This window comes from Yoonia sp. SWMV100 (genome assembly GCF_056108365.1).
Genome location: NZ_JBWBAQ010000004.1, coordinates 388,373 through 401,824, shown reverse-complemented (window position 1 = coordinate 401,824; position 13,452 = coordinate 388,373). Strand labels below are relative to the sequence as shown.

Annotated in this window: 11 protein-coding genes; all 11 read right to left on the bottom strand. The window is 57.6% G+C overall.

The genetic code is table 11. The annotated features are described in order from the left end of the window. Positions 1-182: 182 nt before the first annotated feature. A complete protein-coding gene (gene recN, locus ACXJGX_RS11095) occupies positions 183-1,832 on the bottom strand; it encodes a DNA repair protein RecN (protein WP_474781576.1) in 1,650 nt (549 codons plus the stop codon). 21 nt (positions 1,833-1,853) lie between these two features. Continuing rightward, positions 1,854-2,699, bottom strand: a complete 846-nt coding sequence (locus ACXJGX_RS11090; RefSeq protein WP_474781574.1) for an outer membrane protein assembly factor BamD — start codon at positions 2,697-2,699, stop codon at positions 1,854-1,856. A gap of 128 nt (positions 2,700-2,827) precedes the next feature. Further along, positions 2,828-3,745 carry a UDP-3-O-acyl-N-acetylglucosamine deacetylase gene (gene lpxC / locus ACXJGX_RS11085; RefSeq protein ID WP_474781572.1) on the bottom strand — a complete coding sequence of 306 codons (918 nt, stop codon included), beginning with the start codon at positions 3,743-3,745 and terminating at the stop codon, positions 2,828-2,830. A 218-nt stretch (positions 3,746-3,963) separates the two neighbouring features. Further along, a complete protein-coding gene (gene ftsZ / locus ACXJGX_RS11080) occupies positions 3,964-5,565 on the bottom strand; it encodes a cell division protein FtsZ (protein ID WP_474781570.1) in 1,602 nt (533 codons plus the stop codon). A 176-nt stretch (positions 5,566-5,741) separates the two neighbouring features. Further along, entirely contained in the window at positions 5,742-7,076 is a 1,335-nt protein-coding gene (ftsA, locus tag ACXJGX_RS11075; RefSeq protein WP_474781568.1) for a cell division protein FtsA, read from the bottom strand. Then, on the bottom strand, positions 7,076-7,972 hold the full coding sequence (locus tag ACXJGX_RS11070) for a cell division protein FtsQ/DivIB (RefSeq protein ID WP_474781566.1): 897 nt from the start codon (positions 7,970-7,972) through the stop codon (positions 7,076-7,078). The genes ftsA and ACXJGX_RS11070 overlap by 1 nt, the downstream gene beginning before the upstream one ends. Positions 7,973-8,248: 276 nt before the next feature. Further along, positions 8,249-9,184, bottom strand: coding sequence for a UDP-N-acetylmuramate dehydrogenase (gene murB, locus ACXJGX_RS11065; RefSeq protein ID WP_474781564.1), 936 nt, complete (start codon positions 9,182-9,184; stop codon positions 8,249-8,251). A 59-nt stretch (positions 9,185-9,243) separates the two neighbouring features. Continuing rightward, entirely contained in the window at positions 9,244-9,495 is a 252-nt protein-coding gene (locus ACXJGX_RS11060; protein ID WP_474781562.1) for a DUF2484 family protein, read from the bottom strand. A 107-nt stretch (positions 9,496-9,602) separates the two neighbouring features. Then, positions 9,603-11,000 (bottom strand): UDP-N-acetylmuramate--L-alanine ligase, encoded by a 1,398-nt coding sequence (gene murC, locus ACXJGX_RS11055; RefSeq protein WP_474781918.1) that lies wholly within the window; start codon positions 10,998-11,000, stop codon positions 9,603-9,605. A 20-nt stretch (positions 11,001-11,020) separates the two neighbouring features. After that, complete coding sequence (locus ACXJGX_RS11050) at positions 11,021-12,115, bottom strand: UDP-N-acetylglucosamine--N-acetylmuramyl-(pentapeptide) pyrophosphoryl-undecaprenol N-acetylglucosamine transferase (RefSeq protein ID WP_474781560.1); 1,095 nt, start codon at positions 12,113-12,115, stop codon at positions 11,021-11,023. Next, positions 12,112-13,281, bottom strand: a complete 1,170-nt coding sequence (gene ftsW, locus ACXJGX_RS11045) for a putative lipid II flippase FtsW (protein ID WP_474781558.1) — start codon at positions 13,279-13,281, stop codon at positions 12,112-12,114. Before ftsW ends, ACXJGX_RS11050 begins: the two co-directional genes overlap by 4 nt. Positions 13,282-13,452: the final 171 nt, after the last annotated feature.

The following is a 13,452-nucleotide window of genomic DNA, read 5'->3' as shown; positions in this document are numbered from 1 at the left end:
ATGATCGTCGCGCGTTAAAAGAAAAGTATGTTTGCTTACTTTTCTAGGGACATTTTTGCTTGCGCGTCACGGAGGTGAGTGGCCGTGATGCGCGCTTAGTGAGTAGGTTGGGTAAACCATTGTGCTAGGGGCGGTGTACATGTGTTGCCGTAAGCGGTGATGTACGCTGCCCCTAATTCAATTCAGGGTAAGATCAATGCTTTTGCGGCTTCTCTGGCGGCATCGGTGACGCGATCCCCTGATAGCATCCGTGCAATTTCGTCAATGCGGGCATCGTAATCAAGCGGAACAACCGTTGACGTTGTTGTATCATTGTCCTGGTGTTTTTCGACACGCCAATGGTGGCCGCCCAATGCCGCCACTTGCGGCGAATGCGTCACGACAAGAACCTGACCGCCTGCGGCAAGGTCGGCCAAACGACGACCAACCGCATCTGCCGTCGCGCCACCCACGCCACGATCGATTTCGTCAAAAATCATCGTCAGCCCGGAACTGGCCTGCGTCAGGCAAACTTTGAGTGCCAGCAAAAACCGACTAAGTTCCCCGCCAGAGGCGATCTTGTTCAGCGGCCCGGCGGGTGCGCCAGGGTTGGTCGCAACCGCAAAGGCCACGGCGTCGACGCCGTCCGGTCCAGGCTCGGCACGTGTCACCTCTGTAGCAAAGACAGCACGCTCCATTTTAAGAGGCGCAAGCTCTGCCGCCATTGCCGTATCCAGCGCATTCGCGGCCTTCACGCGTTTTTCGGTCAGGTCCGTTGCACCCGCGTCATAGATCGCCTGTGCCGTCTGCAAATTCCCGGTCAGCACCTTGATGTCGCGGGCACCGTCGTCCAGCACCGCAAGCCGCCCACGCAAATCATCCGCAAACTTGCGCAGTTCGTCCGCTTGGACACCGTGTTTGCGCGCCAGACCACGAATGGCAAACAAGCGCTCTTCGATATCCTCAAGCTCCGCGGTGTTGAACGACAGTGCGTCCAGGCATTTGCTTACCCCGGTTTGCGCGTCATCCAGTGCCAGCATAGCACGTTCGATTGCCGCAAGCGGTTCCTCGACCCGCCCGTCCGCCAGATCTGCCACACCCTGTAACCAGCGGGACGCATCCGAAACCAGCCCTTCGGCGCCATTCAGGCCAAGCGCCTCAGCGGCTTTGTTGATATCGCCGCGTATCCGCGCGGCTGATTGCATCGTGCGGCGCTGCGTGTCGAGGGTCGCTTCTTCGCCCACTTCGGGCGCAAGGGCATCTAATTCGGCAACGGCATGACGCAGGTACTCTTCCTCGGCTTGGGCAGCAGCGATCTGCGCCTCGGCTTCGGCGAGCGCGTGCCGCGCCGTTGCCAACTGACGCCATGCGGCGCGCGTTTTCTGCAAGTCCGCGTCAAGTTCGGCAAAGGTGTCCAACATCTGCCGGTGTCCGCGGGGATTCAAAAGCCCGCGGTCGTCATGTTGGCCATGCAGTTCAACCAGCGTATCAGAAAGCGCACGCAGAACATCACCGCTGACCCTGCGGTCATTGACCCACGCGGTCTTGCGCCCGTCCCGCGTATTGATGCGCCTTAGGATAAGTTCGTCACCAGCACTGATTCCAGCATCATCAAGAACAGTGCGGGCGGGGTGATCGACGGGCAGGTCGAACCACGCCGTCACTTCGCCTTGGTCGGCACCTTGTCGCACCAATTCGGCGCGCCCACGCCACCCAAGTACAAAACCCAAGGAATCAAGCAGAATGGATTTACCCGCCCCGGTTTCACCTGTCAGCACATTCAGACCCGGTTGAAACGCGAGTTCCAACCGATCAATAATCAGCATGTCACGAATATCTAGGCCGCGCAGCATGGTCGCCCCTGAGTTTCTGGCCTAAATCCATTCACCGCGCAAAACCTGACGATAGATTGACGACAGCCAGTTATCACCTGACACGTCGGCCGACAGGCCCTGCCCGGTCAGCAATGCATAGCTTGACGCATACCAATCGGTCGACTGGTAATTATGCCCCAATATCGCACCGGCGCTTTGCGCCTCGTCCGTGAGACCCAGTGACAAATAGCATTCGACCAGCCGGTGCAGCGCCTCGGCGGTATGTGTGGTCGTTTGAAAATCTTCGACAACAGTACGGAACCGGGTCGCAGCGGCAGCATAGTGCCCCCGTTTAAGATAATACCGCCCGATTTCCATTTCTTTGGCCGCCAAATGGTCAAACGCCAAATCAAATTTCAGGATCGCACTACGGGCATATTCACTGTTTGGATAGGTCTCGATCACCGCCCGCAGGGCTTGCAAGGCTTGGAACGTCAGGCCCTGATCGCGCCCCACATCGTCAATCTGGTCGTAATACGACAGCGCAAGCAGGTAGGCCGCGTAAGGCGCATCTTGTTCCGCTGGGTAAAAGTCAAGAAATCGCTGCGCAGATGCGCGGCTATTGGGATAGTCTTCGTCCTTGTGATAGGCAAATGCCTGCATAATCAAGCCACGCTGCGCAAGCTCGGAATAGGGATAAAGCCGCTCGATTTCGCCGAAAGTGAAGGCCGCGTCGTCGGCTTTGCCCTGTGCAATTTGCTGTTCGCCACGCGCAAAGATTTGTTCGGCGGTCAGCGCGTCCAACGCCGCATCAGAATTGCCGCCACTACAGGCCGCCAAAAGAGCCAAGGCCACCGCTGCGCCGAAACGCACAACATTGCGTTTTATGTGCAAATTGGCTGACATAACTGCGACCTCATATTATCTGCGCTTGCCGCATGCGGCTTCGCCCACTGTTCGCGATGGGTCTAGCATAGAAAAATCGGGGGCAAAATGCCTTTTGAGCATCGCACGATCAACACTTTAACAGTTGCTTATGCAACCGCATACAGATCCGCGATGCTGACACCCACACCGGGCAAACGTGATGCAATATTTGCATCGCAATTGACCCAACGCCATGCAGTGGCATCAGCAAAAAGTGCGCGCAGCAAACGGTTGGTCATCGCATGTCCGGCACGTGCGCCGGTGTATCGACCCAAAATAGGTGCGCCAGCGGTGTACAGATCACCCAACGCATCCAGCATTTTATGGCGCACAGCTTCGTCTTGGTGGCGCAAACCGCCCGGCGTCAGTACCTTGTCGCCATCAACAACCACGGCATTTTCGATTGTGCCACCCAGCGCCAGACCATTTGCGCGCATCATATCGACATCCGCAGACCGACAGAACGTCCGGCTGTCACACAGTTCGCGCACAAACGTTCCGTTCGCCATGTTCAAGGTTTTATGCTGCTGGCCAATCGCCGCGTCAGCAAAGTCGATTTCGAAATCGATTTGTAATGTCGTCGCCGGCGCCAATTTGGCATAGGCCGGACCATCAGCGACCAACACGTCCTTTAGCACCTCGATCGCGCGCAGCGGTGCGGACAGACGGGTTATCCCGACATGAACGATGCCCCGTACAAATTCGGCGGCGCTGCCGTCTAGAATCGGTACTTCTGGGCCGTCAATGTCCACCACAACGTTATGCACACCACAGCCCGATAATGCCGCCATCAGATGTTCGATTGTTGATACAGTCACACCATCGTCATTAATCAACCGTGTGTTTAGCGGAGAAACCACAACAGAATCCCACTTTGCTTGCAACACAGGCTGCAACGGCAGATCAACACGCCGGAACACGACGCCACTGTTGGCGCAGGCAGGGTGCAGCACAACACGTACAGGGGCGCCGGAATGCAATCCGATGCCATCAAAAGTAACCTGTGATTTCAGTGTCGTCTGCACAGAGAGCCGCGCCTTTTCAGTTTCTTACGGACCCTATGTAAAAGTCTATGCGCGCGGGCTCAACTCACTCTTTGCGACGGTCTGAAACATCGTGAAGCAATTTCTTGCTGGTTTTCGGGCTGCAACTGCAAACACCTTTGCCTGAACGAAAAAAGGCCGCCTTGCGGCGACCTTTTGTTTTTTTGTGACGTTACGTTGCACTGCAGCATTGACGCCGCTTAGTTAGCCTGACGACGCAGGAACGCTGGGATTTCGATGCGGTCCTGGTCTTCGTGCGCTTCCGGCTCTTGATGCAACGGTGTGACCTGCGGCTGCACGCGCGCGGGTTGGTGTGAACCCGCCTCGGCCTGTGCGCCGGTCATGCGGTTGATCAAAGAGTTGATCCCGAAACGTGGCTTTTCGGCCTCGGCAGGTGCTTGCATGGATGCACGCGGCTGGTGTTGCGGTTGTTCATGCTGCTTTGGCACACGGTTAACGGCGGCTTGCAAACGGGCAAGCGCCTCGGCCGATGGTGTTCCGGGCGCACGTGGCGCGACGAAACTGTCAGCCTGTGTCAACGTTGGCTCTGGGCGCGGGCTGTATGCCGGCGCTGGCAGGTCATCCGCAGAGGCTGCCGGGCGCTGCTGGGCAGCGGGCGCTGGCTGCGCCGCAAACGCAGCGGGCTGGCGCGCTGGTGCTGAAGTCGGCAAATCCAAGTCCTGGAACAACGAACGCTCCTGAACAGGGGCCTGCACGGCAACGGGCTCAGCGACGGGTGCCGGTGCTGGCTGCGCGGCAGGTGCTTCGGCAGCAACCGATTGTGCCAAGGGGGCAGCCATGCTGCGACGTGGCAGCGGTGTATCTGCGTTGGACACGGCGGCGTCGATGCCTGTCGCCACGACCGACACACGCATCCGGCCTTCCATGCTGGTGTCCAGCGTCGAACCGACAATGATGTTTGCTTCTGGGTCGACCTTTTCGCGAATTTTGTTCGCTGCTTCGTCGAGTTCGAACAGTGTCAAATCGTGCGAACCAGTGATGTTGATCAGGACGCCTTTTGCACCAACCAGACTGATTTCGTCCAGCAGCGGGTTCGCAATCGCCTTTTCGGCAGCCTGGACCGCGCGGTTTTCACCCTCGGCCTCGCCAGTACCCATCATCGCCTTGCCCATTTCGTCCATTACGGCGCGAACATCAGCAAAGTCGAGGTTGATCAGGCCCGGACGGACCATCAGGTCGGTCACACCTTTCACACCTTGGTACAGAACGTCATCTGCAAGGGCGAAAGCTTCGGTAAATGTCGTATTTTCATTGGCCAAACGGAACAGGTTCTGGTTCGGAATGATGATCAGCGTATCCACGACCTTTTGCAGGGCTTCGATACCTGCATCAGCCTGCTTCATGCGCTTTGCGCCTTCGAACTGGAATGGCTTTGTGACAACGCCAACAGTCAGAACGCCCAATTCACGGGCTGCTTGCGCGATGATTGGCGCCGCACCTGTCCCGGTGCCGCCCCCCATCCCGGCAGTGATAAAGCACATGTGCGCGCCCGCAAGGTGGTCAACAATCTGTTCGATGCTTTCTTCTGCCGCAGCAGCGCCAACAGTTGGGCGTGCGCCTGCACCCAAACCTTCGGTGACCTTCAGGCCCATCTGGATTTTGGAGCTTGCACGCGATTGCTGCAAAGCCTGTGCATCGGTGTTCGCAACAACGAACTCCACGCCCTCAAGCTCTTTTTCAATCATGTTGTTAACGGCGTTTCCGCCCGCCCCGCCAACACCAAAAACGGTGATCCGAGGTTTCAGTTCTTCGTGCCCAGGGAGGGAAAGATTCAGTGCCATAACGTGATCCGCCTGTTTATTATGAGCCCGTCCCACCGGGCGCCTGACTGCTTATTATCGCGATCTTAGCCGCATGATGCCGAAAGGTCACGGGGAAAACACAAAAATGACACCAAATCTGGACATTTTTTACGCCTTTCCCGCTTGATTTCGGGCTATCGGCGATATCTTGCGTATTACCAGTTATCCTTAAACCATTTTACGGCCCTTTTCAGCGATCGCGCGGGATAGCGATCTGCTGGAATTTCAAAATCCCACCATTCATCTTGCGGGTTGGCGGCGAACAATGTCAGCCCGACCGCGCTGGAAAACGCCGGACCGATGGCAGCCTGCGGAAGACCCTGCACCCGCAGCGGACGCCCTAGCCTGACTTGCTGGCCCAAAATCTTACTCGCCAATCCGTCAAGGCCCGGTATTTGGCTGCCGCCACCGGTCAGCACGATTTGTTGGCTTGGCAGATGTTCAAATCCTGCGGCATCCAGACGGGTCCGGACCTCTTCCAAAATCTCTTCGACGCGGGGGCGCATGATGCCGATCAATTCTGCACGCGATACTGTGCGACGGTCATGTTCCCAGTCCCCGGTGTCACCGCCGATTTCAATCATTTCACGGTCGTCCATCCCCGTGGCAACAACACCACCATAGAATGTTTTGATGCGCTCTGCGGTAGCGGCAGGAATTTGCAGCCCCATGGAAATGTCGGATGTGACGTGGTCACCGCCCATGCGTACGGAATCTGCAAAGATCATGTGCTTTTTCATAAACACCGAAATTCCGGTCGACCCGCCACCAAGATCAATACAGGCCGCGCCCAGCTCTTGCTCGTCCTCAACCAGTGACGACATCCCCGACACATAAGCCGACGATGCCAGCCCGGCCAGTTCGAGGTCGCACCGCTTGATACAATAAAACAGGTTTTGCAGCGCAGCCGCATCGACCGTCAGCATGTGCATGTCCGTGGTCAGTTTATGCCCGATCTGCCCACGTGGATCAGCAAGCCCAGACCGGTTGTCGAGCGCAAAATTGACCGGTTGCGCGTGCAAAACTTCGCGGCCCGCCCCGTAATCGGGGACATCACAATTTGCCATAACCTGGCTGATGTCTTGCTCTGTCACCATTCCGCCCGCAACGTCCAGTGCCCCGTCCAGCCCATAAGACCGCGGATGTGCGCCCGAAAGCCCGGCAATCACGTGATCGACGCGGACCTTGGCCATTTTTTGCGCCGCCTGAACCACAGTCCGGATGGCGCGCTCGGTCTCTTGCATTGCATCGACTTCGCCGAAACGCACACCGCGCGACCGGGTTGTTGCAGCCCCGATGACGCGGAACTGTGACTGACCCGCCATCGAACCCACGCCATCGACACTGCGGAATTGTTCCGGGCCATCAAACCGCAGCACCAGACACGCGATTTTCGACGTTCCCACATCAAGAACCGCGACGACACCGCGCTGCATCGCTGCTTTGCGCATTTGGCGCATTGCGCGCTGGCTATCGTATACATCGCCCATCAGTGGCTGGCCCCGTTTATTGTTACTGTTTCATTTGTACGGCGCATCGCAGCGACCGCTTCTTCGTTCATCCGCAAGGTGGGGCGGCTGGCATTGCGCATATCGACAACCACCACATCACGATCCAACATATCCTGCGCACCGTTCAGCGCGACAACACGGTCAAGCGCCTGAACGGCACCGACATCTGGAAGCAAAATGCGTTGGTCGCGGTCCAGTACAAGATCCCAGCGCCGTTCGCCCATACGGACCAGCCCGCGCACACGCGACTGCAATGGGCCTGCGCCAACGTACAGTGCGATCGCCTCTTTGATATGCTGTTCAGCGCCATCACCGGCGATCAAAGGCAGATCAGGGCGATCCGCGCGCGACGTCACAGTGCCGGACATCGCCCCATCCCCGTCGATCAACCGCAAGACGCCACCGTCCCGCCACAATGCCGCAGGCACCCGCGGCACCAAACGGATTTCCAGCGTACCCGCAGGACCAACACGCACCGCCGCTGATTTTACCGGATCCAGCATCTCGATTTCGCGGCGCGTTTGCTCGAGATCGAGATCAAAAGACGAAACAGGGAACGCGGTCGGCAAAAGCGCGATGACCTGTGTCATCGTCGCCTGATCAGCACCGGTAATTGTAAACGCCTTGACCATAAACTGCGGACGGGTTTGAAAGCTTTGCTTTGTTGCCTCGATCTTGGCGACAACTGCGGCGCGGTTTTCGGCCTTTGAAAAATGTGACCCCGCGATTGCAGCGATCAGCAAGATCGGCAAACCAACCCGCACGGTGCCGCGAAAGCCCGGCGTGAGCATCAGGCGCTGATAGCGATATCCCAAACGCGAAGGCGCAGGATCATAAGGAGCGTTGTGCGCAGGGCGCCGGATCAAACGTCGCATGGCGACACCTCATGCACCCAAACACACGCTTCCTGCGCGGACGCCAGATTGGCGCGCCCGGCATCGGTCACGATCACTTCACATGTTGTGTCCCGCAAAGCTGTCTCGGAATCGCGCCGACAGTGCCGCACATCAAAGCGCGCAGCAACAACCAGACCGAATTCGTCTCCACCTTTCGGGTTTGCCCTGCTCGACATACCCTACCGCCTCTTTCGCGGGTCTTTGCGACCCGTCATTTAGTGTGATCCTTTGTGGATCAGTCCATTATTTGGCCATTTATTTTACGGGGTCGGCTTCCAAACGGTGACCCACCCGCATAATTTCCCACTCTAGCGTGATTGCTTGCGAAGCGTAAACCTTTTTCCGCACGCGTTCGCCCAAATCTTCAAGATCGGCGGCAGTCGCCCCACCCGCATTGGTTAGAAAGTTCGAGTGTTTCTCATTCATCACAGCCCCGCCAAGGGTCGCGCCGCGCATTCCGGCATTGTCGATGACTTTCCACGCCTTCAGGTCATGCAGATCATCCGCACGCCCCGTGCTTGAAAAACCCGCAGGATTGCGAAACGTAGAGCCCGCGGTGCGGTCTTTGGTGGGTTGGCTTTCGTCGCGTTTGACCAACTGATCGGCCATGCGGTCTGCCAGTGCTTCTGGATCACCATGGGGTGCCGCAAAGCGTGCGCCAACAACAATTGCCCCGTCAGGAAGAACGCTGCTGCGGTAGGCGAATTTCAGCGCGTCGGCGGGCATCTCGGTCACCTTACCATCACGCAAGACAACAGTTACCGATGTCAAAACGTCGGCGACATATGACCCGTAGCAGCCCGCATTCATCCGGACTGCGCCGCCAATCGTGCCCGGAATGGTCCGTAAAAATGTCAGATCGCGCCCAGCGTCTGCCGCCTTACGTGCCACATGCGCATCCAATGCGGCAGCCCCGGCCACCACCTCGTCGCCCACGACGTCAATCGCGTTAAAGCCGCGCCCAAGCCGGACCACCACGCCGCTAATGCCACCATCGCGCACGATCAGATTGCTACCGACCCCCATCGGGAACACAGGAACAGTTTCGTGCAGCGCCCCCAAAAACGTGGTCAGGTCATCAAGGTCGGCAGGCTGAAACAAAACCTCTGCCGGGCCACCGACGCGCATCCATGTCAGGTCTGCCAAGGGGCGGTTGGCAGTCAGCGTGCCACGTACATTTGGCAGATCCATGCTGCTCCCTCTCAATCACATTTTTTGGCTTTTTACTGCCAAGGTGCCCACATGTAAAACTAAGACCCGCGCGTTTTTTGTTTGATCCACCGAAACAGGTAATAAATCGGCCACCGCACAACCGAGGCACCAGAAACCAGAACGACCAACCCGACCAAAATGTTATGCGTGACGGCGACCCAAATCACCAACGGGATGCCCAGACCGATCAGGATGTAGGCGCGCTGCCAATGGTTGTCCCGTGACGGGACCAAGCGCATGACGATCGCGACGACCCACCACAACAAAACCGCAAAAAGAGGGTCGATCACACAACTACCTTCGTGTCCAGCCGGTCCGCGACAGGGGGTACTGCGCCTGCGTTGCGCAACACCCACAACCTTCTGATCCAAACAAAAACCTGCACCGCGCTTCGCCGTTACGCCTGCAGACGTTCCGGTAAACGGTTGGCCCACGCGCTGATCGTCCCTGCGCCAAGGCAGACAACCATATCACCAGGGTTACACTGCTCGCGTACAAGCCGTTCCAGATCTTCCTCGGATTCGACGCTGCGTGCGTGGCGATGCCCGTGCCGGATCAATCCAGCCACCAGATCATCGCGTCCCGCGCCTGGAATCGGGTCTTCGCCCGCCGAGAAAATATCAGAAATGCCAACGACATCCGCGTCGTTAAAGCACGTACAGAAATCTTCGAAATGGTGCGAAAGACGGCTGAACCGATGCGGTTGGTGCACAGCAATAACGCGGCCGGATGTCGCCTGACGCGCAGCTTTGAGGACTGCGGCAATTTCAACAGGGTGGTGTCCGTAGTCGTCAATGATGGTGACGCCGTTGACTTCACCAACTTTGGTAAACCGGCGGTTCACGCCCTTGAACCCGGCCAACGCCGACCGAATTTCGTCTTTCTTCATGCCCAGATGACGTGCCACACCAACAGCGGCCAAGGCGTTCGATACGTTGTGATCGCCCGGCATCGGAAGCACGCAGCCTTCGATCACTGTACCTTCGTCCTGAAGCGCGATGTCAAAATGCGCCTGCCCTGCCTTGTATGTCAGGTTGATCGCCCGCACGTCGGCTTGGGCGTTAAACCCAAATGTCTTCACACGGCGATCGGTAATCCGGCCGACAAGCGCCTGCACTTCAGGGTGATCAGTGCAGCAAACCGCCAAACCGTAGAACGGAATGTTCGACACAAAATCGTAAAATCCTTGGCGCAAATTTTCGATGGTGCCCCAATGCTCCATGTGTTCAGGGTCAATATTGGTGACAATCGCAATTGTCGCAGGCAGGCGGTTAAAGGTGCCGTCTGATTCGTCGGCCTCGACCACCATCCATTCGCCTTGGCCCATACGCGCGTTTGATCCATAGGCATGAATAATCCCGCCATTGATCACTGTGGGGTCAATTCCGCCTTCGTCCAGCAGGGCGGCAACCATTGTCGTGGTGGTTGTTTTACCGTGGGTGCCGGCAATAGCGATGTTGGATTTCAGGCGCATCAATTCCGCCAACATTTCGGCACGGCGCACGACGGGCAAACCTTTGGCGCGGGCCGCGTCCAATTCAGGATTGCCCGGCTTGATCGCGGATGAAATCACAATCACATGTGCGCCTTCTAAATTTTCGGCGCGCTGACCTTCAAAAATTGTCGCGCCCAGCGTTTTCAGGCGGTCGGTAATTTTGGACGCCTTCAGGTCAGAACCCTGCACCGTATAGCCATGGTTAATCAGGACTTCGGCAATCCCGGACATCCCAATGCCGCCAATCCCCACAAAGTGGATCGGACCAACATCCAAAGGCAATTTTGTTGCAGCATTCATCGCGTGGCTTCCATCCATCATTATTGGGCCTTCGGGGCAAGTTCTTCGACCAGTTTCACCAAGCGCGCCGTCGCGTCTGGCACACTACAGGCAACAGCGGTCTGCGCCATTTTCCGTGAGGCTGCGTCATCCGACAAAAGTTTTTCAAGCATTGCGGTCAGCGGCGCGACCTCGAATTCGGGTTCATGCATCATCACCGATGCACCGCTATCTACCAATTGGCGGGCGTTTGCTGTTTGCTCGTCACGCACCGCTTGGGCGTAGGGCACCCAAATCGCGGGCCGGCCAATAATGCTGACGTCTGCAACGGTTGACGCGCCCGACCGCGAGATGACCAACTGCGCCTCGGCCATCCGGTCGGGTACATCGGCAAAAAACGTCTGCACATCCGCCGAAATCAGTTCGTTGCGGTAGTAATTTGTGACCCGTTCCAGATCCTCTGCACGGGCCTGATGACTGACGCGTACGTTGCGCCGGATATGTTCGGGCAACGCAGAAATGGCAGGCGGCACAATATCCGACATGATCCGCGCGCCCTGACTGCCACCCAAGACCACGATAGACATCGGGTAGTCACCGGGCGGAATATAGGGGGCGCCTGCCCGTTCAAGCACAGCCGCACGAACCGGGTTACCCGTGTGCACGCCTTCAACGCCGGATGGCAGCGCGGTTGGCCACGTGCCGCAAGCGACCTTGTTCACACGCTTGGCAAACAACTGGTTCACGCGCCCCAAAACACCGTTTTGTTCGTGGATCATGCGTGGCACCCGTAATGCCCACGCGGCCGTCATCGCCGGAATGGCCGGATACCCGCCAAAGCCCACGACAACAGCGGGACGGTCCCAAAGCATCCGCCATTTGGCCGCAGCAATTCCGCCTAAAATACGAAACGGCACCGCAATTTTTTGCACAATGCCGCCACGTGCAAACGTCGCACTGCCAACCACATTGACCGCGACCGCATCCGGGAAACCGGACGTATACCGGGCGCCGCGCGCATCGGTTGACAGGCGCACGCGCCAGCCTTTTTCCAACATCGCTTCGGCCAGAGCTTGGGCGGGGAACATATGACCGCCCGTGCCGCCTGCGGCGATAATCAGCAGTGGTGCTTTCATCGGTTTGCCCTACGTAATAAAATGTCGCCCATCGCGCCTTGCGGTCGCGACCGGGTAAAGGCCAGCAGCATCCCAACAGTAATGCCGCCCGCGATCAACGACGACCCACCATAAGACACAAACGGTAGCGTCATTCCCTTGGCAGGAAGCAGCCGGACGGCAACGCCCATGTTGATCATCGCCTGCACGCCGAATACACAGGCCAGCCCCGTACCCGCCAGACGGATAAACGGGTCACGCTCTTTCATCAGACGCAACAATGACCGCACAACAATCACGGTATAAAGTGCGATGATCACAAGAACGCAGATCAAACCGTATTCTTCGGCAGCAACGGCGATGATAAAATCGGTGTGCGCATCGGGTAGCGACCATTTGACCTGCCCCTCACCGACACCGACCCCAAAAAACCCGCCTTCGCGAATGGCATTGGTCGCATAACCCAGCTGCGTTGTGGGGTCGATTTCCGCGGATAAAAACCCGTCAATTCGGCGGGCAAAATGCTCGGACGCGCTATAGGCAAAGGTACCGCCAACAACAACCAACCCCGCAAGCACGATCAGAATAACCATGGGCGCGCCCGCCACAAAATACATAACACCCCACGAAAACAGGATCAGGCAGGCTTGCCCAAAGTCGGGCTGCATCGCGAGGATCAAAACAATCACGATCGTCAAAGCAAAGGAATACACCTTACCGGGTGGCCCCCCCAACTGCTGCGACGCCGCAAAAAGCCAAGCGGACATGACGATAAATCCCGGCTTCAAAAATTCGGAAGGCTGCACCGACGCAAAGCCAAGCGAATACCAGCGTGTTGCACCTTTGCCAAAATCGGTTCCAAACACGGGCAGCATCACCAAGGCCGCAAACGCCCCCAAGAACCCCATAACGGCCAGACGCCGCACCAGCGTTGGTGACATCATCGACGTTGCAAACATCACAACCATCGCCAATCCGCCAAAGAACGCCTGGCGACTGACATAGTAAAACGGCGGAAGGCCATTTTTGGACGCCAAAGGCGGCGACGACGCCAGCCCCAACAGCAAACCGATACCAAACAAGGTCAAGATGCAGGACAAGGTCCATTTATCAATTGTGCGCCACCATCTAGGTAGAACTGGGTCGCCGGATTGCACCGGGACCGCCCCAAAGACCATTTCCGTCATGGATCACCGCCATACTGCCTCAACCGCCCGTTTTCCGGGTCTGGGGCAAGCATAGCGGCGATTTGCAGATGATTCCACTTAAAAACAGCGCCCGGCTTATTTCCTGCAAATACAGATTTCGGGCTGCGACGCCGCACCATGAACGTGAACATCCTTGCGCCTGATTGGTTT

Excerpts from the sequence above, each read along its gene's own strand:
- murB (WP_474781564.1), bottom strand. The coding sequence starts at position 9,184 with ATGGATCTGCCAAATGTACGTGGCACGCTGACTGCCAACCGCCCCTTG.
- ftsW (WP_474781558.1), bottom strand. The coding sequence starts at position 13,281 with ATGACGGAAATGGTCTTTGGGGCGGTCCCGGTGCAATCCGGCGACCCA.
- ACXJGX_RS11090 (WP_474781574.1), bottom strand. The coding sequence starts at position 2,699 with ATGTCAGCCAATTTGCACATAAAACGCAATGTTGTGCGTTTCGGCGCA.
- ftsA (WP_474781568.1), bottom strand. The coding sequence starts at position 7,076 with ATGGGCGATGTATACGATAGCCAGCGCGCAATGCGCCAAATGCGCAAA.
- ACXJGX_RS11050 (WP_474781560.1), bottom strand. The coding sequence starts at position 12,115 with ATGAAAGCACCACTGCTGATTATCGCCGCAGGCGGCACGGGCGGTCAT.
- murC (WP_474781918.1), bottom strand. The coding sequence starts at position 11,000 with ATGAATGCTGCAACAAAATTGCCTTTGGATGTTGGTCCGATCCACTTT.
- ACXJGX_RS11070 (WP_474781566.1), bottom strand. The coding sequence starts at position 7,972 with ATGCGACGTTTGATCCGGCGCCCTGCGCACAACGCTCCTTATGATCCT.
- recN (WP_474781576.1), bottom strand. The coding sequence starts at position 1,832 with ATGCTGCGCGGCCTAGATATTCGTGACATGCTGATTATTGATCGGTTG.
- ftsZ (WP_474781570.1), bottom strand. The coding sequence starts at position 5,565 with ATGGCACTGAATCTTTCCCTCCCTGGGCACGAAGAACTGAAACCTCGG.